Raw genomic sequence first — 21,793 nt, 5'->3', positions numbered from 1 at the left:
CGCCTTCGAGAGGCGGCTCTCTCAAGCAATGGAGGGCGAAGTCTGCTTCGATGCATTCACCCGCGGTCGGTATGCAACGGACGCCTCGATCTACCAGATCATGCCCCAAGGTGTTGCTTTCCCAAAAACCGAGACCGACATCGCCGCGGCACTGACGATTGCAGCCGAACACGGCGTCCCCGTGATCGCACGTGGCGGCGGCACTTCTCAAAATGGCCAACCGATCGGCAATGGCCTCGTGCTCGACTTGAGCCGCTATTTTAATGCGATCCGCGAGTACAATCCCGCAGCCCGGTCGATCTCAGTCGCTCCGGGCATCGTTCTCGAGGCGCTCAACACGTTCGTCAAGAAGGACGGCCTGTTCTTCCCCGTCGAGCCGTCGACGGCAAGCCGCTGCACGATCGGCGGGATGACAGGCAATAATTCTTCCGGAGCGCGCTCACTCAGATACGGCAAGACCGTCGACAACGTCATCGCACTTAAGGCCATGTTCAACGACGGCGAGTCTTTCACGCTCAGTGACCGACCGATCGGGGACAACTCATCTCCGCGCGCTCGCGATTTGATGAACCGGATGCTGGCACTGGCCGAGCACCATCGATCCGAGATCGAGACAATCTTTCCGAAGGTTCAGCGTCGCGTCGGCGGCTATAACCTCGATGAATTGCTCGCGGTGAGGCCCAACATCTCCCACCTGCTCGTCGGCTCGGAAGGCACTCTTGCGATCACGACGGAAGCAACACTGCTTCTCTCGCCACTGCCCCGGCATCGCGTAATGGGCGTATGCCATTTCCCGAACTTTCGTGCTGCCATGGAGACGACCCAGCATCTCGTCGCATTGAATCCCGTGGCAGTCGAGCTTGTCGACAACAACGTTCTGGTTCTCGGCGCCGACATCCCGCTGTTCATCCGCACTCTCAACGATATCACCAGAGGAAAACCGAACTGCCTGCTCTTGGTCGAGTTCGCTGGAGATGATCTCTCAGAACTGAGAAAGGAACTGAAACGACTGGATCAATGCATGGCCGATTACGGCTTTGCAGATGCGGTAGTCGAGGTTGTCGAGCCAGAGCGGCAGAAGCGAGTTTGGGAAGTCCGAGAAGCCTGCCTGAACATTATGATGTCGATGAAAGGGGACGGAAAGCCTGTTTCATTCATCGAAGATTGTGCCGTTCCTCTGGAGCACCTGGCCGATTACACAGATGCGGTGACGACCCTTTTTGAGAAGCACGGCACACGCGGAACTTGGTATGCCCACGCGTCGGTCGGCTGCCTCCATGTCCGTCCTATCCTGAACATGAAGACCGAAGAGGGCGTCAAGGCTATGCGAGCGATCGCCGAAGAAGCTTGCGACCTCGTACGACGATTCAAAGGTTCGTTTTCAGGCGAACATGGGGACGGCATCTCGCGCTCAGATTTCATCGAGCCGATGTTCGGCGGCACGCTCACGCGCGCCTTCGCAGAGGTCAAAGACGCGTTCGACCCAGGAAACCGGCTCAACCCGGGCAAGATCGTCAGGCCGTATCACATGGACGATCGCAGCCTGATGCGTTTTCCGCCGGGCTATCGCACCTCTGCCCCCGCGAAGACCGCTCTAGACTGGTCCGAGTGGGGCGGCTTCGGCGGCGCCGTCGAGATGTGCAACAACAACGGTACATGCCGGAAGATGGCCGGCGGCACCATGTGCCCGTCCTGGCGCGTCACAAGGCAAGAGCAACACCTCACCCGAGGTCGGGCAAATACGTTGCGGCTGGCGATATCGGGACAACTTGGCCCGGAAGCCCTGACCTCTCCAGAGATGAAGGAAACGCTCGACCTTTGCGTCTCCTGCAAGGGTTGCAAGCGTGACTGCCCCACGGGCGTCGACATGGCGCGGATGAAGATCGAATTCCTGCACCACTACCATACTCGGCACGGTCTCCCATTAAAGGAACGGCTGATCGCTTACCTGCCGCGTTATGCACCGCTCGCCGCCAAGCTCGCCCCACTGATGAACCTTCGCGACCGTATACCCGGCTTGGCATGGCTAACAGAGCGTTGGCTCGGCTTTTCGGCGCGACGTACATTGCCTGTCTGGCGTAGCGCCTGGCGCGACAAGCGTCGTCAAGCCTCCCCATCTGACGTCGTGGGAGACGGGCGCGACGTCGTGCTCTTCGCCGATACCTTCAACCGTTACTTCGAGCGCGAAAACTTGGAGGCGGCTAAAAAGGTACTTCAGGCCGGCGGATACCGGATGCATCATGTCACGGCGAAGGATGGCGGCCGGCCACTGTGCTGCGGACGAACGTTCCTTTCGGCAGGCCTTGTAGAGGAGGCCCGCATCGAAGCGAGACGGACTGCGGAAGCGCTGGCGCCCTTCGTTTCGAAAGGGGCGCGGATCGTCGGGCTCGAACCCTCCTGTCTCATGACGTTCCGAGACGAGTTTGCTGCCCTCCTGCCGAAAAAAGAAGTGGCGCCATTGGCCAAGTCAGCACGGCTGATCGAGGAATTGCTCGCCGACGACCTAGCCACTGGCGCGACCACCTTGATTTTCCGGGACCAACAGAGGCGGACCGTGCATTTGCATGGTCATTGTCATCAAAAGGCGTTCGACGCGATGGGAGCGGTGGAGAAGACGTTGCGAGCCGTCCCGGGACTCGTCATCAAGCCTATCGAATCCAGTTGTTGCGGCATGTCCGGAGCATTCGGGTACGCAGCGGCCACGATCGACATCTCGATGGCCATGGGCGAATTGTCGCTTTTCCCCGCCGTCCGCCAAGCAGGTCCTGAAGATCTCGTTGTCGCGGACGGAACAAGTTGTCGCCATCAAATCTGGGACGGAGCCGCTCGGGAAGCCGTTCACGTCGCGCGCGTCCTCGCGATGGCGCTAGACGATTGATCGAAGTGGGAGACTCTACTTAGTTGTCTTCTCGGTGGGCAGCTTTAGTCCCATCGACGCTTTGACGCGATCCATGACCACCATCGTCTTGAAATGCTTGACATTGTGATTCTCAAAAAACAAACGCTTGGTAAGCTCTTCGTAATCTCTCATCGAAGCAATGGTGATCACCAACAAGAAATCCATGTCGCCAGTAATGTAATAGCATTGCTGGACTTCCGGGGTTGCGATGAACGCCTTCTTGGCAGCCTCTAGTAGATCAAGACGCTCGCTCTCGATGTGGACCTCCACGAGGATCGTGATGGGTAAACCCACGGTCTCCGGATCGAGTATAGCGACGTTGCTTTCGATGACGCCACCCTTCTGAAGCCTGCTGATCCGGCGCTGAACGGCCGCAGCGGAGAGATTGACCATCTCTCCGACGGTGCGCTGCGGAGTCGTGTTGTCGCGCTGAAGAATTTCGAGGATCGCTAGATCATATTGATCGAGGTCATGCACCCCGAGCTTCTTCGGCATCAACGCCTCCATCGTCCAGTAAACCTCTCAAGCTAAAAGCTTTTTTGAGCTCGGGCGCAATATATTTTCGACGAGAATCCCATGCACTCAGCCTCCTCGCCGCTAACTTTTCCCCGACGACTCCCGGCCTGGCACCCCTCGAAATAACGCTCCGAGCGGTTCGAGTGAACCGCCACAATTCGTTCAGCCAATGCCGAGAAAACGAGGGAAGATTGCATTCGGCACCGTGAATCCGAGCGCACAACTCGGCCGCGCCGCAATACTGATCATATCCGAATATGCACATTCTTAAGGCACAAGAACCGCGACAAGGGAGCGGCAATCTGTGCTCGCAGTCGGCAATTTTTCCTTTCCGGAGTTCTGATGTCTGACGTTGCCCAACCGGCCACGAGGGAAGCTGCGATTGCCGCCGCGCGAAGCTATGTCGCGAACGGCGACTTTGCGGCCGAGATGGCTCCTCGTATTGCAATCCGCAGCGAAAGCCCTCGAGCGGACAGCCGCGACGATCACCTTCACTACTTGAACAACGAAATGCGTCCGCTCCTGGAGCGGATGGGTTTTTCATGCCAGATCATCGAAAACCCGGTCGAGCGGCGTCTACCGGTTATGTATGCCGAGCGGATCGAAGACCCGGGTCGTCCTACCATTCTGATCTACGGACATGGCGACGTCTTGTGGGGCATGAGTGGCGATTGGAAGGACGGCCGCGACCCCTGGATATTGGATGAAGCTGACGGTCGCATCTACGGCCGGGGCACGGCGGATAACAAGGGACAGCACTCCATCAACTTGGCTGCCTTACGCGTCGTGTTGGAAAGACGCGGCCATCTGGGATTCAACACCAAAGTGCTGATCGAGATGGGCGAGGAGACCGGCTCCCTCGGGCTGGCCGAACTAGCTAGAAATCATCGCGATCTGCTCAGATCGGACTGTCTCATCGCGTCCGATGGTCCCCGCCTGGCAGCAGGTGCTCCGACATTGTTTCTTGGCGGTCGCGGCAGCGTCGGCTTTCGTCTCACCTGCGAGATCCGCGAAGGAGCATATCACTCAGGAAACTGGGGTGGCCTGCTCGTCAATCCTGGCATCAGGCTCGCCCATGCGATTGCCACCATTACCGATCCGACCGGCCGCATCGCGATTCCGGAATGGACTCCGGACCGCATGCCGCCTGAGGTCCGCACAGCCCTGAAAAAGATTGCCCTCGAAACAGGCCCCAATGACCCGGAGATCGACCACAACTGGGGTGAACCGGGATTGGCGGGCGCGGAACAGGTTTATGGCTGGTGCAATTTCGAGATCCTTGCCTTCATCTGCGGCCGGCCCGACGCCCCGGTCAACGCCGTGCCGGGCACCGCTAACGCGACCTGCCAATTGCGCTACGTGGTTGGCGTCGATCCGGAGAAGGTTCTTCCCGCCTTGCGCGCCCATTTGGACGTGCGAGGTTTCTCCGACGTGACGATCGAGGAAATCAAGGAAGACTTCTACCTTGCGACGCGGACGAACCTCGATAACGGTTGGGTTCAATTCGCTCTTTCGTCTATGGAAACGACGCTCGGGCGAGAGGCATCCTTGCTGCCCAACTTTGGTGGATCGCTGCCAAACGACGTCTTTGCCGAGATCATCGGTATGCCGACCCTCTGGATCCCGCACTCTTATCCTTCCTGCTCTCAGCATGCACCTGACGAGCACATGCTCGTCACCGTGGCGGAGGAAGGAATGCAGATTATGACGGGCCTGTTCTGGGATCTCGGAGAGGCAGCGATCCGGGATAGGCAACCAGTCGCGACTGCCTGACTCCAGCCGCTCCACGCTCGGCTTTCGTAGAAGAAACGGTGATGCCCTCACGCGCGCCCAAGAAAAACAAACGCATCGCTTTCAACAGGGAAGGAACAACCATGGTGACTTTAGGATACGCCCAAACGCGCACAGGCAAGGCGCACTCAAAACCGGCGTCAGCGCTTTGCGCTGCGGCGCTGGTAGCAGCGATGACAATCGCCCCGCTAAGCGCCCAAGCCCAAACCCAGAGCGGACCGAGCGCCTCCCCTTCAGACAAGGTCGACACCCTGGGAGCCATCAAGGCTCGTGGATACTTCATCTGCGGCGTGGCAGGCGATCGACCCGGCTTCAGCTTCCCGGACAGCAAAGGCGTAATGCAAGGACTGGATGCGGACATCTGCCGTTCGGTCGCCGCCGCGATCTTCGGCGATCCGGAGAAGATCCGCTTCACCTCGCTCACCAGTTTGACGCGCTTCCCTGCACTCCAATCCGGCGAAGTCGACATGCTGGCCCGTTTCACCACGTGGACCCTCACTCGCGAAGCCAGCCTCGGTTTGGACGTGGCCTCGGTCTATTTCTATGACGGCCAAGGATTCATGGTGAAGAAAAGCCTCGGTGTCAAAAGTGCGCTGGAGCTCGACGGTGCTACTGTTTGTGTGAACCAGGGCTCGACCGGTGAGGCAAACATGGTCGACTTCTTCCGATCGCACAATCTTGGACTCAAGCCGGTCGTGATCGAGAAGATCGAGCAGATCCGCGATGCACTGGCGAGCAACCGGTGCGACGCCTATACGAACGATGCCTCACAACTCGGCTCTCTGAAGCTCTCGATGGGACCTGCGGGCGACGAATACGATCTTCTTCCCGAAATCATCTCAAAGGAACCGCTCGGAACGTTCGTCCGGAAGGGCGATCAACGCTTCTTCGACATTGTGCGCTGGACTTACATCGCCATGCTGACCGCCGAGGAGCTCGGCATCACCAAAAGCAATATCGACACATTCCGCAAGACGCGCGATCCGCAAAATCAGCGCTTCATGGGCGAGACCGGCGATCTAGGCGCAGCCCTTGGGCTCGATGCGCAATGGGCTGCCAATGTGATCAAGGCTGTCGGCAACACCGCCGAGCTGTGGGACCGTAGCGTCGCCGGCCTGGGCATTAAGCGTGGCGTGAATCGCCTCCTGAAGGATGGCGGTATTCAATACGCTCCCCCGATGCGTTAGCTCGTGAGGGAAGGCGAGCGGGACCGCCGCTCGCCTTCCCCTAGGAGACGCATCCTCGATTTGACTCACTTATCCCAGTTCGTGGCAGAGCGACATGACGGCACTCAACGACGGCATACAAGCGCACAATCGCCGGAGAACAACGCTGGGTACATTTGTTTCCAACGTTGCCGTTCGTAGATTTGCTTGGCAAGCGCTCGCAGCGGTGGCCTTGTTTGGAGGCGTCTTCTGGCTCGCCAGCAACCTCCAGCACAACCTCGCTGCGCGCAACATCTCCTCGGGTTTCGGGTTCCTTACTCGTGAAGCGGGTTTGCCTATTGCAGAACACTTGATCGCTTATACGCCAGCCGATAGCTATTTCCGTGCGCTTCTTGTAGGGACGCTCAATACGCTGTGGGTGGCGTTCTGGAGTATCATTCTCGCGACCATTCTTGGCACCGCGATCGGCGTCGCGCGCATTTCGAAAAACTGGCTGCTCGCCAAGCTGGCTTCCATTTACGTCGATCTATTCCGAGACGTCCCGCTCCTGCTTCAGCTCTTTCTTTGGTACACCATCCTTCAGAAACTGCCACCAGTGCGGCAGGCCCTAAATCCCATCGCGGGTGTTTTTCTGTCGAATCGTGGATTGAGCTTTCCCGTTGTGGATTGGCAAGCCGCGCATAGTTGGATACTACTCGCCTTTGTTATCGGCCTGCTGGCAACGACGCTGTACGCCAAGAGAGCGTCGCGCAAGCAGCTGGAGGACGGGCGAGCAAGATCGTTCTGGCCAGTAGTCATCACGCTCTTGGTCATCATCCCGCTCGTCGTCGGATTATCGCTCGGCGCATCCGTAATCATCGATATTCCTCAGCCGAAGGGCTTCAATATTCGGGGCGGGATCACCGTGTCTCCCGAATTCTTCGCGCTTCTTGTAGGCCTCGTCGTTTACAATGCCGCGTTCATCGCCGAAATCGTCCGATCGGGTCTCGTATCCGTGGGCCGCGGACAGCAGGAAGCGGCGCGCGCCCTCGGGCTCCATCCAAAAAGCATTCTGACATGGATCGTGTTCCCGCAGGCCTTGCGTGTCATTGTGCCTCCGTTGACAAGCCAGTATCTCAACGTGACTAAAGGATCCTCGCTCGCCGTCGCGATCGGTTACCAAGATATTGTGTCTATCGCTACGACTTCGATGAATCAAACAGGTCAGTCCATCGAGCTGGTGGGCATCATCATGGCTGTCTACCTGACGATCAGCCTTTCGATCAGCCTTATGATGAACGTCTACAACGCCCGCGTGGCATTGGTGGAGCGCTGACATGGCCGCCTTCGTCGAACACGTCGTCAACCCAACACTGATCGAAGCACGCGAACGTCCGGAATTGATTGGTGGCGGCTTCTTCGCTTGGGCGCGAGAGAACCTCTTCTACTCCTGGCTTTCCTCGCTCACTACCTTGATCTTGCTGGCGGTCATGGCGAAGGCCGGCATCTCGCTGTTCAATTGGGCAGTTGTGAACGCTGTCTGGACCGTTCCGGCCGGTCCACAGGGGCCCATCACCGATAGCTGCAGAGCGTTAGGAAGTGGGGCTTGCTGGGCAGTCATCGGGGAGAAGTACCGCTTCATCCTTTTCGGCACATATCCCTTCGAGCAGCAATGGCGACCAGCCATCGTTGCCGCGCTCTTCGTCGGATTGTTCGTCGTTTCTGCGATGAAACAGTTCTGGCGTATCGAACTCGCGGCACTGTGGGTAGCTACGCTCCTACTGATTGGACTGCTCATGTGGGGAGGCGTTTTCGGGCTTACATTCGTTTCTCAAGCTAACTGGGGCGGTCTGGCACTCACTCTTATCATTGCGACTATCGGGGTCGCGATCGCATTTCCGTTGTCAGTTTTCGTAGCGCTCGGCCGTCGCTCGGACCTCCCATTCATCAAATGGCTCTGCGTGGCCTATGTCGAAGTCGTTCGCGGCGTCCCTCTGATCACCCTCCTTTTCATGGCAAGCGTAATGTTCCCGATGCTGATGCCCGAAGGCGTCAATCTCGACAAGCTTCTTCGGGCCCAGATCGCCATCATCCTTTTCTTCGCTGCATATCTCGCGGAAGTCGTGCGCGCCGGCCTACAAGCGCTTCCGAAAGGGCAGTATGAGGCTGCCTACGTATTGGGCCTTTCCTATTGGCAGACTTCGAAACGGATTGTACTTCCGCAGGCCTTGCGAACCGTCATTCCGCCGCTCGTGAACAACTTCATCGGATTCTTCAAGGACACCTCACTGGTCCTGATCATCGGTCTCTACGACCTTTTGCATTCGGCGCAGGTCGCCGTCGCCGAACCAGCCTGGCAGGGATTCGGTGTCGAGACCTACGTCTTTGCCGGTCTGATCTACTTCGTCTTCTGCTTCGCCATGTCGAGATACAGCCAATGGCTGGAAATCGGCCTCAACATACATAGACACCGCTAATCGTTGATCACCCCGGGCGCGCCTTGAACCGCCCCCTCCTGCGAGAGACGGCAGATGAATCGAAAGGGACTTAGAGTGATCGAGCCAGCTATCGCCGAGACGAGTTCGCCGCCGAGAGCGACTGCCGTTTCGATGCAAAATGTTAACAAGTGGTACGGTAGCTTGCACGTACTACGCGACGTTAATCTGGACGTGACGACCGGCGAACGAGTCGTTATCTGTGGGCCTTCTGGCTCGGGGAAGTCCACACTTATCCGCTGTATCAACAATCTAGAAGAACATCAGCAAGGAAAGATCCTGGTCGACGGCATACAGGTCGACAATGATGTCGCTCATCTGGATGCCATTCGCCGGGAGGTTGGGATGGTGTTTCAAAGTTTCAATTTGTTCCCGCATCTGACTGTTCTCGAGAACTGCACGCTCGCACCTATGCTCGTGCGCGGGATAGCTCGCGCTGATGCGGAGGCACAAGCCAGAGCTTATCTGGAGCGTGTTCGCATTCCCGACCAAGCTCAGAAGTTTCCAGGTCAATTGTCGGGTGGCCAACAGCAGAGAGTTGCCATCGCCCGCGCGCTTTGTATGAAGCCGAAGATCATGCTGTTCGATGAACCGACGTCGGCTCTCGATCCAGAGATGGTCAAAGAAGTTCTGGATACAATGGTATCGCTCGCCAAGGATGGCATGACGATGATCTGCGTCACCCACGAAATGGGGTTTGCACGCGAGGTAGCCGATCGCGTCGTGTTCATGGATCACGGCCAGATCGTGGAATCAGGAAGCCCTCAATCGGTCTTTGGCCAACCGAAAAGCGATCGGCTAAAACTATTCTTGGGACAGGTTCTTAGAGAGCACTAGGGCGTGTACTCATAAAGACGCAGTTGTCTGATCATATGGCCACGGAGGAGCGCGCTATGTCCAGCAAGTCGACGCCGAGTCGGTCCATCGTGGACGGCAAGGACCGAACAATCCAGCCAGATCTTCAACGTTTCGTCGCCGAACACATGGACGCGGCCATCTTCAAGACCGACAACGGCCGTGTCATCCTGTCCCAACCCGACTCCGTACTCGATGCGATTGGCACGGCTGCAAATGGCGTCCAATCGGCGGAACCTATGCACACCTATAGTGCCATCGTTAATGTGCTCACTGCGACGGAGATGCATGCACAAGCCGGGTTAAACTGGCTGAGTGCTCAACCGCCAGATCTGGAACAAGTCCGGCAAGCTCTCGATGCCATCGTCAACGTCAGTAAGCGGACAGGCGAAATCGTCGTTCGACTTCGACCGTCAATGAGAGAGGCCCCTGGAGCAGATGGCGCTCTTGATCCTTGAGCCGTATCTCTTAGGTGGCCGGCGCAGTTTGACCGACTTTGGACCTCCGGAGATACCCGCTTTGGCCGGCTTCAGGGCAAAGCAGAAATCAAACGCACCCTGATCCGCAGTGTCCCGCTTTATGAGTACACGCCCTAATCTTCTGATAAACCAGCTCGGAGATAGTCAAACAGTCGGACTTGAGTGTCACAACGGGTCGCCGTCGCTTGCTGAGGCGAGCCCGGGTTCGGCTTCCATAGATAGTGGCACCCCCCGGTTGCGATAGATTCGGTCCGTATAGTAGGTCGCCTCAAGGAATTGGCGCAACCGGTCGCCCAGACGCTGAATGAGTAAGGCTGCGAAGGACTGGTCAACGAAGGCTATCGGGCCGAACGTTTGGCTCGGCTCGAACCAGCGAAAAGCCTGACATTGTCAGCCCATGACATCTGGCGCGGGTCGCGACCGCAAATGATGGTCGCGCGTTGCGCCAGCGACGATAATCGTACCCTCAAGTAGCAGGACTCTCATAAGCCCGCTTGGCTCCACAGCCAAGAGTGAGCTGATCGCCCGCGCCAAATCCTTCTCGATGTCGCGCGGAAGCTGAAGGCTCGATGCTTAGTGGAACTTCGAGCTCACACGATGGGAGCGAACAAAGTCGATCGAAGGTGCCTTCATACTCGAACGTCGCCGTGCCCGTCATCAGAATGCGATCATCTCTTTCGCGCCACTCGATGTCGAGCTCGCCGCCGGGCAGCGTGATCTCGACAGTACGGCTAGTCCGTTTCAGTCGCGCAGCGGCGACAGCGGTTGCACAGGCGCCGGAGCCGCAAGCCTTGGTCACGCCGACGCCGCGCTCCCAGGTGCGAAACGAGATCTGGTCGCGATCGACGATATTGGCCAGCGTGATGTTGGCGCGCGGCGAAGATTGGATGTTTTTCCAGGAGCGGACCAAACCGCCATGATTGGCGAGCGCGCTCAGGGCAGCCCCCTGCTCCAACCTCTCATTGATGAGCCTTCTCCAGGCAATTGTCCGTGCTTTTTCCTGGCTGATCCTGGCTGCAGGTTCTTCCGAACGCGAAACTCTCATTTGCGAGGGTGTGCGAGAGAGAAATCTGCGATATCAGGGCGAAATTGTAGCGCAGTGATCACGTTGAGGGCGGTATCTATCTTGAACTTGGTCAACAGAAGATGGCGCCATGTTGCTCCGCAATACCCTCAGTGATTACCGTGTAGCCCTCGACCCTTCCGATGCCGACGCTCTCGGTATTGAAGCCGCTCAGGCGGTGGAGCGCTTCCTCCACCATCGAGACGGGGCGATCCCGACCCCGCTAGTTTCGCTTCCTGCACTTGCGCGTCGTCTGGGTGTCCAATCAATCTACATCAAGGACGAGGGACAACGACTTGGTCTCGGTAGCTTCAAAGCGCTCGGAGGAGCCTATGCTGTCATCCAACTCGTTCTCGATCTAGCGTCGCAACAACTCGACCGTCGGGTGGACGTCTCCGAGTGGCGCTCGCCCGAGGTCGCCGCAGTCGCAGAGGGAATAACGGTGACGTGTGCTACCGACGGCAACCACGGCCGATCTGTTGCACAAGGCGCTCAACTGGTTGGCGCACACTGCGTCATCTTTGTCCATGCGGGCGTCAGCGAGGAGCGATGCCGGGCGATCGCGCGCTATGGTGCTCATATCGAGCGCGTTGAGGGCAATTACGATGATTCCGTTGCGACGGCTTCGAGTGTCGCCAGCGAACGGGGCTGGATCGTGGTCTCCGACACATCGTGGCCTGGTTACGAACGCATCCCGCATCTTGTCATGCAGGGCTACATAGCGCTGCTGCGCGAGGCGCTCGTCGCACTGCCGAAGCCCCCAACCCATGTGTTTATACAGGCTGGTGTCGGCGGGATCGCGGCGGCGGTCGCCGCTCATTTTGCGCTTGTGTTCGGGGATGACAGGCCTTTCCTCACTGTGGTGGACCCGGCGCGCGCCGCCTGCCTTCTGGAGAGTGCCAAGGCCGGCCATATCGTGAAGGTGCCACATGACAAGCCGACCGTCATGGCAATGCTCGAATGCTACGAGCCATCGCTTGTTGCCTGGCGCATTCTCTCTCGAGTCGCCGATGCCTTCATGACCGTTGAGGACGACGAGGCGGTCGCCATGATGAAGGATCTCGCTTATCCCCTAGACGGCGATCCGGCGATCGTCGCCGGCGAAAGTGGTGGCGTCGGTCTCGCTGGATTGGCAAAGGTGGCGGGTGACCCAGCGCTGCGTTCCGAGATCGGGCTCGGCCCAGATTCATCTGTCTTCCTGATCAATACTGAAGGCGCGACTGATCCAGTCCTCTATGAAAGGCTCGTGGGGGTTCGTCCCGGGGACGTGACGGCAAGAGTTCTGAGCAAGACTTAAGTGATATCGCAGGGAGGCTAATCGCAGAGGAGCGTAGGATTGGTACTTTGCGGATCGGCGATCCGCACGTCGGAAATCGAGTTCGGCGGACAGTAGCCGTTGCACCTCGTCGTCGCGGAATCAAAACGCGCGTGCGACGTTCGCATGGCATAGAAGGCTCCAATTACGTGAGCACCCCCTCGGCAGGGCCGCGGCGCCCTAATGGTGGGCTGTTAGGACGGGATAGGTCGTTGCGGATCCCGCAGGGTCGCGGATCCCGACTATTCGATAGCCGATCATTCCAGTATGCTCGTCATGGTACCAATATAATGAAAGATCGACACCCCACCGTTTTTCGTGAACCGGGCCGCAGCTTGGTCGTTACACTGCATCACCTTCAACACGCTATAGCGGCGGCAGACTAAGGAAGCTCCCGGCAGGCCGCGGAAGCGCTAACGATTAAGCAATCAACTCTAGCCGTTCAGTTCATTGCTCGAACAAAGATTCGGCGCGCTCCTGTTCGAACGATCGAGCGGTGGCGTGCGAGCAACGCCGGCTGGCCGTCACTTTTGCGGATGGCGCGCTCGATACTTGAACAGCTAGATGCTCTTTCCACAGTCACGAGGGCTAACGGACGAGGCGAGGCCGGACGGCTTGCCGTCGGCTTCTGCACGTCGCTCAGTGTGGGCAATTTGAGAGCATCGTTGCTGGAATTCCGCCAACAGTTTCCTCAAGTCGAAGTTGCCACAGTCGAGCGGCGGCGTACACGATTGGCAACCGCGCTTCGAAATGGTGTGCTGGATGTCCTGATCGTAACGGGAGGCATTCCGCTGCTGAGCAGCAATATCAAGCCTCTCTGGAGCGAGCGGGTGTTCGTTGTCCTCCCCGGAGAACATCAGCTTGCGGGACGAGAGATCGTCTATTGGACTGACCTGCGCGGAGAGACAGTTATCTTGAGCCAATACGATCCCGGGCGCGAGATCGAAGATCTACTGGTTTCGAAGCTGGTTTCCTCGAAGGATCGCCCGAAGATCGAACGCCACGATATCAGCCATAGCGTGGTAAAAAGCTTGGTTACAATGAAATTCGGTATCAGCCTCGTTCTGGAATCGGATGTTGGCGCCAATCTTTGGGGGATAGTGTATCGCGAATTGCAAGACGGTACTGAGCCGAGCTTTTTGGGCTATTCGGCATATTGGCAGGACGACAACGACAATCCCTTAGAGCGCTTTCTACGATTACTTTCGGAGCGTTACCCCTCGTGATCCTTGGCAACTTGATGAAGGCGGCGAAGCTTCGCAAAGGCTCGATCAGTCGCCATGAAGCGCGCTAACATGGGAGCGATCAACTTCGCTGGATCGCTGATCGGTTGTCCGTTTTCCCTGGCCAGCGCGTCGGCATAAGCGACAAGGTCTCGGTGAACGGTTGCAGGCAGCTCATGCGTAACCTTAACTGGCCTATCGTCAGCGAGAGCTCCGATCTTGAGTTTGCCCATGCTTCTATCCTTTATACGGTTCGAGAACGAGATCCCGGTTGACGATCACCCTTACCGGAAAGCCCGGCCGGATAGTTAATGTCGGTTGTATATTGAGGTTGCGCCGAACAAGCTGTTGTCCGACTTGATTCGTGGAATCTCCCGCTCCACGCCGTAGCGCCTGGATAAGTGCGCCATTTGTGCTGTTGACGTCGCTACCCGAATTCACCTCGGTCCCAACAGCGAGGAGAGTTGAGAGCGCCGCCGCGCCTAGCAATTCCTTCCAGTGGTTGTCGACCTCGTCCTGAAGGCCGGAATATCCGGCCGCATCGGCTCCTGGCTGTCGTTCCAGTACGATCGATCGGCCATTTGGCATGATCAGCCTAGTCCAGACTAGGAGCACCCGCGACTGTCCGAATGCGACCTGGCTATCGTAAGTTCCAATTAGTCTGGCTCCCTGTGGCACCAGCAAGAACCGTCCCGTGGGACTATCGTATACATTCTCGGTGACCTGCGCTGTGATTTGACCTGGAAGGTCCGATCGGATCCCGGTGATCAGGGCACCTGGAACGACAGTGCCGGCCTGCACGAGATACGGTGAAGCCGGCTTGGCGACGCGGTCAGGACTTACCGTGCGACGATCGACGGATGCGTTCACAAACGCGAGCTTCCCGTCCTGACCATTCTGCGCATATCCGTCATCGCTCGTGCTCGTTGGGTTCGGTGGCACGATGCGGTCGCTCCCCAGAACCGCAGCGGCAGGCGGATGCAATTCCCTTCCGCTGCTCGAAGCGAACAAATGGCTGATACGGGCTGCTTCGGTCTCTTGGTCCCGTCGCTGCTGGTCCGCATCAACGCCGATGGTCGATGGCTGACCCTGAGCAGCAAGGATCGGTCGACCCAAGTCTCCCGGAAGTGGCGGACCCAGTTGTGGAACGCCGGCGTAGTCCTTCGGCAGCGTCGTAATGCCGTCGGCAACATTGTGATGGTCGGTGCTGTAAAGCTCATCGGCCGCTTGGTTTCGCGAACGATTGCTCTGCAGCGACCACAACACGGCTCCGCCGATAACAAGTAGAGCAACAGCGGTCCCCCCAGCCAGGACCTTCCGTGACAACCGCGTCACGCGCGGGTGCTCCGCTCTCAACCGAAAGCTTTTGGACTGCTCGTCCTGTGCTTGCGGCGAGATCGCCGGCTCGCGATCGTTTCCGTTCTGGGTATTCATGACGACGGCCTCCCGTCAGTCCTGACGATCCTGACTTTTTGCTGGTGCTCACCGCCGAGCCGGAGTTCTGCGGCCGCAAACAGTCGATCCACAATCAACACGTTGCCGTAGGCGCGATAGTTGACGAGTTCGGTCTTGCCGTCGGGACCTATGACGAAGAGCGGAGGCATCTCACCCTGCACGATCCCCTGTGGGAATTCGACATAGACCTTGCGGCCGTCGTCATATACCGCAAGCGGCCGCCAGGGTGGGCTGTCCCCTTCGATCGCATAGCGAGAGATACGCTGCGCCGGATCCGGAAGAACGGGCCTCAGAGCGACTGCACGTGCTCGTTCACGGACCGTTTCCGGATAGTACCAGGAAACGGATGGCATGTATGGCCGCTCTCGAGAGCGGAGCTCGATCAGGTAGGTGCGTCGGTCGGTATTGACGACCAGATTGGTCTCGATCGATGCGCGGGTCGGCTTGACCAGGATATGGACGCGCCGCGTGTCACCGCTCCCACTCTCAGTATCGCCCACGACCCAGCGCACGGTGTCGCCGGCCGCGATCGGTCCTGATCCCGTCAACTGCTCGCCTTCCTCAAGCGCGATATCCGTAATCTGCCCAGGTGCGGCATAAATCTGGTAGAGCGCGCCGGGACTATAAGCGTAGATTTGCGCTGCATTGAAATACCCCCGCTTGCGCGGTTCGACCCGGGCAGCGCTGTTTGCGATCTCAACCCGGCTCACGGGTTCAGAATCTTCCTTCCCTCCCGACTTGCCGCCGAGAGCCGGCTTCCAGAGGGGTGGTACGTGAAGCGGTCGCGTTCTGTCGTCGAGAGCCAGGGGCGTCGCCGGTAACGGAGGAACTTCAGCGTCATAGCTGGTCTGGGGCGGAATGGAGGTCGCGCACCCACCGAGCGCAGACGAACAAAGCAGAAGAGCGGACAGAAATGCACGCTTCGAGCTCAAGCACTCGGGCCAGGCCGAATTGAGCCTGCTTTGGTGGTGGGAACGTTTCGAACGAAGGTCAGCCGGCGTCTTGGTCACTGACTCAACTCCTTTGACCAGTTGATGGCGCGCACGTAGACGCCAAGGGGGTTCTTGCGCAGGTGTTCGGCATCGCGGGGTGTCTCGATCACGATCGAGAGAATTGCAGTCCAGCGCTCGGTCGAGCTTAGCGAGCCGTTGTCGTAGACGCGCTGGGTCCACGCGACGCGAAAGCTCTCCGACGACGCGCGAATGACGCTCGATACGTCGACGGAGATCTGCGCCTTGCCTAGCTTTGCGAAGGGGTCATTGTTGCGCGCATAGTCGTTGAGTGCGGCCGCACCGCGGTCGGTCGTAAAATCATAGGCGCGAAGCCAATTCTGGCGCAGAACGATGCCGTCGGCAGGTAGCCCTCTGACATCCTCGATGAAGCGCGCCAGATGGTAGGCGATCTGCGCGTCTGTGGGTTGATAGTCGAAGGTGGCTGGCGCGACCCTCTGGGCTTGGCCGAGATGATCGACCTCCACCACCCAGGGCGTGATCGAGCCTCGGCTCGACTGCCAGACAAGGCCCGTGGCAAGGCCGGCGGAGAGCATGAGGCAGCCGAACGCCATCAGGCGCCAGTTCTTAGCTTGCACGCGCGCTGATCCAATACGTTCGTCCCAAACCTGCGCAGCCTTTTGATAAGGCGTAACGGGCTCGGGCATGCGCCCGTACTGAACGGAAGGTCGTTTGAACATCGATAATGTCCCCTGAGATCAAATGATCAGCTTCAAGTCGTGCGGTAACCAGATTTTCGGTGCGGTCCGTGACGCGTGACGAACGCGCATTGGCCGCGTGTCAGCGCTCTCCTTCAGACAAATCGACAGAAGAGCCGCTGCCGCCGTGATCGCCTGAGCGAACCGCCTGTCCGGCTGCCGACGCACCGTGCCGAATAGTCTCGGCACGCTTCATGCGCCGCGCCCAATCGGGCTGCCCTTCGGTCGAAGTGCTCGCGGCCTGCTCGCCTCCTTGCCCACCACCGCTGAGCGCAGCCCCAGCTCGACGCAACGGGCTCATGGCAGCCGGACCACCAGCCTCCGCGACGCCGGCAAGGCCGCCACTTCGATAGGCCGCAGATACGCCGCTCACGACGGCACCGCCACCACGCGCGGCGCCTGCAATCGTGCTACCGGCGAGACCAGCACCGCCAGCGGCGAGACCTGCGCCGGCCGCAACAACACCGCCAGCAGCAAGGCCTGTTCCAATCGCGGCGCCGGCGCCGAGCTGCGGCCCGCCGGACACCAAGCCGTTTGCGATTCCGGGACCAAAGATACCGAGGCCCAATAGCGAGAGCGCCGCGAGCACCAGGGTCATCGCGTCTTCAATGGTCGGCTGTGCGCCGCCGAAGCCAGCGGTGAACTGCGAGAATAAGGTCGATCCGATGCCGACGATGACAGCCAGGACCAGGACCTTGATGCCGGAGGATATGACGTTGCCCAAGACCCGCTCGGCCGCAAAGGCGGTCTTGCCAAACAAGCCAAAGGGAATCAGCACGAAGCCCGCCAGCGTCGTGAGCTTGAACTCGATCAGGGTGACGAATAGCTGGATCGCCAGAATGAAGAAGGCGAGCAGCACCACGACCCAGGCGAACAGGAGGACGACGATCTGGACGAAATTCTCGAAAAAACTGATGTAGCCCATCAGGTTCGAGATCGAATCGAGCAACGGCCGGCCGGCATCGAGGCCGACTTGAGCGATCTTTCCCGGTCGCAGGAAATCCGATGCGGAGAGGCTTGCACCGGAAGCTTTCAGCCCAAGAACGGCGAAGCTTTCGAAAACGATGCGCGCCAGGCTATTCCAGTTGCCGATGAGGTAAGCAAAGACGCCGACGAAGAGCGTCTTCTTGACGAGGCGCGCGATGATGTCCTCGTCCGGCCCCCAACTCCAGAACAACGCGGCGAGTGTGATGTCGATCGCCGCAAGCGTCGTTGCGAGATATCCGACATCGCTACCCAGCAGCCCGAAGCCGTTGTCGATATAGCGCGTGAACGTTTCAAGGAACTGGTCGATGATTCCGGTGCCGGTCATGGCTTGCTCGCGTCCGGTGTCGCCAGGGGCGGATATCCTTGCGGCATCCGACTCTGATCCTTTGGGGCGGGCACCAAGCCTGCGGCGGAATCATCGCGGCCAGGAACCGCTGGACCGTCTTTCTTGCCAAAGAAGCGACGCCGGTTTTCGTCCCAAACCCGCTTGCAAAGTTGATAGCCTGCCGCGTCCTCCGGAGTGACGCTGCGGCAGCGTGCGAGGTCTGAGCTCGTTGCACCTGTCGTCTGCTCAGCCTTGGGCGGCGGCGGAGATACCTCTCCACCACGAAGCTGAATCGTGCAGGCAGCGACGGCGAATACGCCGATTGTCGTAAGCAGCGACACCGCCTTGAACGCTCTTACATCGGTCATCAGTGGAACATCCGCACGTCTTGGGACTGATAGCCCTGCCCGGGGGTCAGGAACCGCCTGAGCTGTTCTCGCCCCTGATCCTGGGCCGAGGCGCGCTGAGCTGCTTCAAGGCTCTGCGCCCTGCCCTGCGCCGCCACGGCAGCCGTGAGATCGGCGAGTTGTTGCGCTTGAAGCGCGAGGATCTGATTGCCGGCCTGGGTTGCTTGCAGGGCGCCACTGGCACCCTGACTTGATGTTACGAGCGCTGACGTTTGGATGCGGTTCGTTTCGAGGTTGCCGACGATTCCGGCCTGGACACGGAGTGAATCCTGCAAAGCAGCGACAGAATTCTGCCACCGCGATTGAGCGTTGGTGATAAAAACCTGGTTGGACTGGCTGCCGGTGACCGGCGCATAGGTGGTCGAGAACGCGCGATCGATCTGCTGGACGTCGTAGGCGATGCGCTGTGCCTGGGCCAGCAATTGCTGGGTCCGTTGGATCGATGATTGCAGTTGCTGCAGCGACGAATACGGCAGGTTTGCCAGATTCTTGGCCTGATTGATCAGCATCTGTGCCTCGTTCTGCAACGAGGTGATCTGGTTGCTGATTTGCTGGAGCTCCCGCGCGGCGGTCAGGACATTCTGGACGTAATTGTTGGGATCAAACACGATCCACTGCGCCCGTGCGGGCACCGTGACGCCAAGCACCAGCGCGACTGTGCCAGCGGCCGCCAATAGGCCAAGTCGCCTCATTGCGATTTCTCCAGATTGACGAGATTGGGGATCAGATCTGTGGCCCAGTCGACGCCACGGTGCTGGAGCCAGGCGGGCACGAAGCCATCGGGTCCATATTCGCTGAGGAGCTGCGCGATGGCAGCCTGGTCGGTCTTGGAAGAGGCTGCGGTGAATGCGAGTGCAATCTCGCCAAGGCCAAGTTCAAACATCCGGTTGCCCCGGCGGGACTGGCAGTAGTAGTCGCGCTTCGGCGTGGCCCGGCTCAGGAGCTCGATTTGGCGGTCATTGAGGCCGAAGCGGCGATAAATCGCGGTAATTTGCGGTTCAATCGCCCGTTCGTTCGGCAGTAGCAGGCGCGTTGGGCAGCTTTCGATGATCGCCGGAGCGATCGCGGAGCCATCGATGTCCGAAAGCGACTGGGTGGCGAAGATAACGGACGCATTCTTCTTCCGAAGCGTCTTCAGCCATTCGCGAAGCTGGCCAGCAAAGTCCTCATCGTCGAGGGCAAGCCAACCTTCATCGACAATCAGCAGGGTCGGCCGGCCGTCGAGGCGATCCCCGATACGATGGAAGAGATACGCCAGCACGGCGGGCGCTGCGCTCGTCCCAATCAGACCTTCTGTCTCAAACGTCTGGACCGAGGCCTCGCCAAGGCGTTCGAATTCGGCATCGAGCAGGCGCCCCGAGGGACCGCCCAGGCAATAGGGTTGCAGGGCGCGTTTCAGGGAGTTCGATTGCAGCAGGACCGACAGGCCGGTTAGAGTACGCTCCTGCATCGCCGCCGAGGCAAGAGACGTCAACGCCGACCACAGATGATCCTTGACCTCCGGAGTGATCTCGACCTTTTCCCGTGCCAGGATCGCGCCAATCCACTCCGTGGCCCATCCACGCTCGGAAGGATCGTCGATCCAGGCCAGCGGTTGTAGCGCGACGGACTGGTCGCCTCCATCAGTCAACGCACCGCCGAGGTCGTGCCAGTCTCCGCCCATGGCGAGCGCAGCCGCCCGGATCGAGCCGCCAAAATCGAACGCGAAGACCTGAGCATTCGGGTAGCGGCGGAATTGCAGCGCCATTAAGGCCAGGAGCACCGACTTTCCCGCGCCTGTCGGTCCGACCACCAGGGTATGGCCGACGTCGCCAACGTGAAGCGAGAACCGGAACGGTGTCGATCCCTCGGTCTTCCCGAACAGGAGGGGTGGCCCCTTGAAATGCAGATCCCTCGCCTCGCCCGCCCACACGGCCGACATCGGAATCATGTGGGTGAGATTGAGGGTCGAAACCGGTGGCTGCCGCACGTTGGCGTAGACGTGCCCTGGCAGACTGCCGAGCCAGGCTTCAACGGCGTTCACCGTCTCGATCATGCAGGTGAAATCGCGGCTCTGAATGACCTTTTCGACCAGGCGGAGCTTTTCATCGGCTGCACCGGGATCCCCGTCCCAGACGGTGATGGTCGCCGTGACAAAAGCTTGTCCGATCTGATCCGACCCCAGCTCTTGCAGCGCCGCGTCGGCGTCCATCGCCTTGTTGTGAGCGTCGGTGTCAAGGAGCGTCGACGCCTCGTTGGTCATGACCTCCTTGAGAATGGTGCCAATCGACTTTCGCTTGGCAAACCACTGCCGGCGAATCTTAGTCAGGAGCTTGGAGGCATCAGTCTTGTCGAGCATAATCGCGCGGGTCGACCAGCGATAGGAGAATGCCAGACGATTCAGATCGTCCAGAATTCCCGGCGTCGTCGCGCCGGGAAAGCCGACAATCGTCAGAACCCGGACGTTGGCTGAGCCCAGCATCGGCTCGAGCCCGCCGGTCAGCGGCTGGTCTGCCAACAGCGCATCGATGTACATGGGAATTTCGGGCACGCGAACGCGGTGACGCTTGGTCGAGATCGTCGAGTGCAGATAGGTCAGCGTGTCCTGATCATCCAGCCAGGCGCATTCGGGCATGAACCCTTCAACGAGTTGCAGTACACGGCTGGTTTGATCGATAAACCCGCGCAGCACCTCGCGCGCGTCGGCTCCAACGGTGCGATCGCGGCCCTCATAGAGCAATCGCTCTGCCTTGGCCGCCCCCTCTTCCGGCGGCAGATAGAGGAACGTCAGATAATAGCTGGACTCATAATGGGCGCCCGCTTCCTCGAATTGAGCCCGGCGCTCGGCGTCAACCAGTGCGGATGCGACATCCGGAAAGGTGTTCGGCGGGTATGCGCCCGCAAAATGACGCTGCGCCTCGACAAACACGGCCCATCCGGATCCCAGGCGACGCAAGGCGTTGTTCAAACGGCCGGCGACGCCGACAAGCTCAGCCGGCACCGCGCTATCGAGGTCGGGTCCCCGGAACTTTGCTGTCCGCTGGAACGAGCCATCCTTGTTCAGGATGATTCCCTCGTCGACGAGAGCAGCCCAAGGCAGGAAGTCAGCGAGACGCGCGTTGGAATGGCGGTATTCGGCAAGGTTCATCAT

18 protein-coding genes and 1 pseudogene are annotated in these 21,793 nt (G+C 59.3%); 9 read left to right on the top strand and 10 right to left on the bottom strand.

Going from position 1 to position 21,793, the window contains the following annotated elements:
• Positions 1–28: 28 nt before the first annotated feature.
• Complete coding sequence (locus NLM27_RS40170) at positions 29–2,878, top strand: FAD-binding and (Fe-S)-binding domain-containing protein (RefSeq protein ID WP_375142336.1); 2,850 nt, start codon at positions 29–31, stop codon at positions 2,876–2,878.
• 15 nt (positions 2,879–2,893) lie between these two features.
• Here the strand turns inward: NLM27_RS40170 and NLM27_RS40165 are convergent, their stop codons facing one another.
• Positions 2,894–3,394, bottom strand: a complete 501-nt coding sequence (locus NLM27_RS40165; protein ID WP_254148517.1) for an Lrp/AsnC family transcriptional regulator — start codon at positions 3,392–3,394, stop codon at positions 2,894–2,896.
• 363 nt (positions 3,395–3,757) lie between these two features.
• On the opposite strand from NLM27_RS40165, the gene NLM27_RS40160 reads away from it, so the two are divergent.
• The 6 genes from NLM27_RS40160 (at position 3,758) to NLM27_RS40135 (ending at position 10,159) form a co-directional block, all read left to right on the top strand.
• Positions 3,758–5,188, top strand: coding sequence for a M20 family metallopeptidase (locus NLM27_RS40160; protein ID WP_254148516.1), 1,431 nt, complete (start codon positions 3,758–3,760; stop codon positions 5,186–5,188).
• A gap of 41 nt (positions 5,189–5,229) precedes the next feature.
• The gene (locus NLM27_RS40155) at positions 5,230–6,393 is read left to right on the top strand and encodes an amino acid ABC transporter substrate-binding protein (RefSeq protein ID WP_254148515.1); all 1,164 of its coding nucleotides are present in this window, start codon (positions 5,230–5,232) and stop codon (positions 6,391–6,393) included.
• Positions 6,394–6,487: 94 nt separating this feature from the next.
• Entirely contained in the window at positions 6,488–7,687 is a 1,200-nt protein-coding gene (locus tag NLM27_RS40150; protein ID WP_254148514.1) for an amino acid ABC transporter permease, read from the top strand.
• A 1-nt stretch (position 7,688) separates the two neighbouring features.
• Positions 7,689–8,828, top strand: a complete 1,140-nt coding sequence (locus NLM27_RS40145; protein ID WP_254148513.1) for an amino acid ABC transporter permease — start codon at positions 7,689–7,691, stop codon at positions 8,826–8,828.
• Between the two features lie 132 nt (positions 8,829–8,960).
• Entirely contained in the window at positions 8,961–9,683 is a 723-nt protein-coding gene (locus NLM27_RS40140; protein ID WP_254149046.1) for an amino acid ABC transporter ATP-binding protein, read from the top strand.
• Positions 9,684–9,739: 56 nt separating this feature from the next.
• On the top strand, positions 9,740–10,159 hold the full coding sequence (locus NLM27_RS40135) for a hypothetical protein (protein ID WP_254148512.1): 420 nt from the start codon (positions 9,740–9,742) through the stop codon (positions 10,157–10,159).
• A 611-nt stretch (positions 10,160–10,770) separates the two neighbouring features.
• On the opposite strand, the pseudogene NLM27_RS40130 reads toward NLM27_RS40135, so the two are convergent.
• Positions 10,771–11,094, bottom strand: a pseudogene (locus NLM27_RS40130) (diaminopimelate epimerase); the annotation flags it as partial.
• A 240-nt stretch (positions 11,095–11,334) separates the two neighbouring features.
• On the opposite strand from NLM27_RS40130, the gene NLM27_RS40125 reads away from it, so the two are divergent.
• Together NLM27_RS40125 and NLM27_RS40120 are read left to right on the top strand one after the other, a co-directional pair.
• Positions 11,335–12,540 (top strand): diaminopropionate ammonia-lyase, encoded by a 1,206-nt coding sequence (locus tag NLM27_RS40125; RefSeq protein WP_254148511.1) that lies wholly within the window; start codon positions 11,335–11,337, stop codon positions 12,538–12,540.
• 554 nt (positions 12,541–13,094) lie between these two features.
• On the top strand, positions 13,095–13,784 hold the full coding sequence (locus tag NLM27_RS40120; protein WP_254148510.1) for a LysR family substrate-binding domain-containing protein: 690 nt from the start codon (positions 13,095–13,097) through the stop codon (positions 13,782–13,784).
• Here the strand turns inward: NLM27_RS40120 and NLM27_RS40115 are convergent.
• The 8 genes from NLM27_RS40115 to trbE all read right to left on the bottom strand — a co-directional run bounded on the left by NLM27_RS40115 (position 13,772) and on the right by trbE (position 21,793).
• Positions 13,772–14,014 (bottom strand): DUF2274 domain-containing protein, encoded by a 243-nt coding sequence (locus NLM27_RS40115; RefSeq protein ID WP_254148509.1) that lies wholly within the window; start codon positions 14,012–14,014, stop codon positions 13,772–13,774. The two genes, NLM27_RS40120 and NLM27_RS40115, sit on opposite strands and share 13 nt — an antisense overlap.
• 4 nt (positions 14,015–14,018) lie before the next feature.
• Positions 14,019–15,215, bottom strand: coding sequence for a TrbI/VirB10 family protein (locus NLM27_RS40110; RefSeq protein WP_254148508.1), 1,197 nt, complete (start codon positions 15,213–15,215; stop codon positions 14,019–14,021).
• Complete coding sequence (gene trbG, locus NLM27_RS40105; RefSeq protein ID WP_254148507.1) at positions 15,212–16,246, bottom strand: P-type conjugative transfer protein TrbG; 1,035 nt, start codon at positions 16,244–16,246, stop codon at positions 15,212–15,214. The genes NLM27_RS40110 and trbG overlap by 4 nt, the downstream gene beginning before the upstream one ends.
• A complete protein-coding gene (gene trbF / locus NLM27_RS40100) occupies positions 16,243–16,926 on the bottom strand; it encodes a conjugal transfer protein TrbF (protein ID WP_254148506.1) in 684 nt (227 codons plus the stop codon). The genes trbG and trbF overlap by 4 nt, the downstream gene beginning before the upstream one ends.
• Before the next feature lie 100 nt (positions 16,927–17,026).
• Positions 17,027–18,256: a P-type conjugative transfer protein TrbL gene (gene trbL, locus NLM27_RS40095; RefSeq protein WP_254148505.1), complete on the bottom strand. Its 1,230-nt coding sequence runs from the start codon at positions 18,254–18,256 to the stop codon at positions 17,027–17,029.
• The gene (trbK-alt, locus tag NLM27_RS40090; protein ID WP_254148504.1) at positions 18,253–18,624 is read right to left on the bottom strand and encodes a putative entry exclusion protein TrbK-alt; all 372 of its coding nucleotides are present in this window, start codon (positions 18,622–18,624) and stop codon (positions 18,253–18,255) included. Before trbK-alt ends, trbL begins: the two co-directional genes overlap by 4 nt.
• Positions 18,624–19,355 (bottom strand): P-type conjugative transfer protein TrbJ, encoded by a 732-nt coding sequence (gene trbJ / locus NLM27_RS40085; RefSeq protein ID WP_254148503.1) that lies wholly within the window; start codon positions 19,353–19,355, stop codon positions 18,624–18,626. Before trbJ ends, trbK-alt begins: the two co-directional genes overlap by 1 nt.
• A complete protein-coding gene (trbE, locus tag NLM27_RS40080) occupies positions 19,352–21,793 on the bottom strand; it encodes a conjugal transfer protein TrbE (protein WP_254148502.1) in 2,442 nt (813 codons plus the stop codon). Before trbE ends, trbJ begins: the two co-directional genes overlap by 4 nt.

The organism is Bradyrhizobium sp. CCGB12 (assembly GCF_024199845.1).
GTDB lineage: Bacteria > Pseudomonadota > Alphaproteobacteria > Rhizobiales > Xanthobacteraceae > Bradyrhizobium.
This window is presented reverse-complemented; position numbering and strand designations above follow the sequence as displayed.

Coding starts and splice junctions, on each gene's coding strand:
- NLM27_RS40170 (WP_375142336.1), top strand. CDS start 29: ATGGAGGGCGAAGTCTGCTTCGATGCATTCACCCGCGGTCGGTATGCA.
- NLM27_RS40165 (WP_254148517.1), bottom strand. CDS start 3,394: ATGCCGAAGAAGCTCGGGGTGCATGACCTCGATCAATATGATCTAGCG.
- NLM27_RS40160 (WP_254148516.1), top strand. CDS start 3,758: ATGTCTGACGTTGCCCAACCGGCCACGAGGGAAGCTGCGATTGCCGCC.
- NLM27_RS40155 (WP_254148515.1), top strand. CDS start 5,230: ATGCCCTCACGCGCGCCCAAGAAAAACAAACGCATCGCTTTCAACAGG.
- NLM27_RS40150 (WP_254148514.1), top strand. CDS start 6,488: ATGACGGCACTCAACGACGGCATACAAGCGCACAATCGCCGGAGAACA.
- NLM27_RS40145 (WP_254148513.1), top strand. CDS start 7,689: ATGGCCGCCTTCGTCGAACACGTCGTCAACCCAACACTGATCGAAGCA.
- NLM27_RS40140 (WP_254149046.1), top strand. CDS start 8,961: ATGCAAAATGTTAACAAGTGGTACGGTAGCTTGCACGTACTACGCGAC.
- NLM27_RS40135 (WP_254148512.1), top strand. CDS start 9,740: ATGTCCAGCAAGTCGACGCCGAGTCGGTCCATCGTGGACGGCAAGGAC.
- NLM27_RS40125 (WP_254148511.1), top strand. CDS start 11,335: ATGTTGCTCCGCAATACCCTCAGTGATTACCGTGTAGCCCTCGACCCT.
- NLM27_RS40120 (WP_254148510.1), top strand. CDS start 13,095: ATGGCGCGCTCGATACTTGAACAGCTAGATGCTCTTTCCACAGTCACG.
- NLM27_RS40115 (WP_254148509.1), bottom strand. CDS start 14,014: ATGGGCAAACTCAAGATCGGAGCTCTCGCTGACGATAGGCCAGTTAAG.
- NLM27_RS40110 (WP_254148508.1), bottom strand. CDS start 15,215: ATGAATACCCAGAACGGAAACGATCGCGAGCCGGCGATCTCGCCGCAA.
- trbF (WP_254148506.1), bottom strand. CDS start 16,926: ATGTTCAAACGACCTTCCGTTCAGTACGGGCGCATGCCCGAGCCCGTT.
- trbL (WP_254148505.1), bottom strand. CDS start 18,256: ATGACCGGCACCGGAATCATCGACCAGTTCCTTGAAACGTTCACGCGC.
- trbK-alt (WP_254148504.1), bottom strand. CDS start 18,624: ATGACCGATGTAAGAGCGTTCAAGGCGGTGTCGCTGCTTACGACAATC.
- trbJ (WP_254148503.1), bottom strand. CDS start 19,355: ATGAGGCGACTTGGCCTATTGGCGGCCGCTGGCACAGTCGCGCTGGTG.
- trbE (WP_254148502.1), bottom strand. CDS start 21,793: ATGATGAACCTTGCCGAATACCGCCATTCCAACGCGCGTCTCGCTGAC.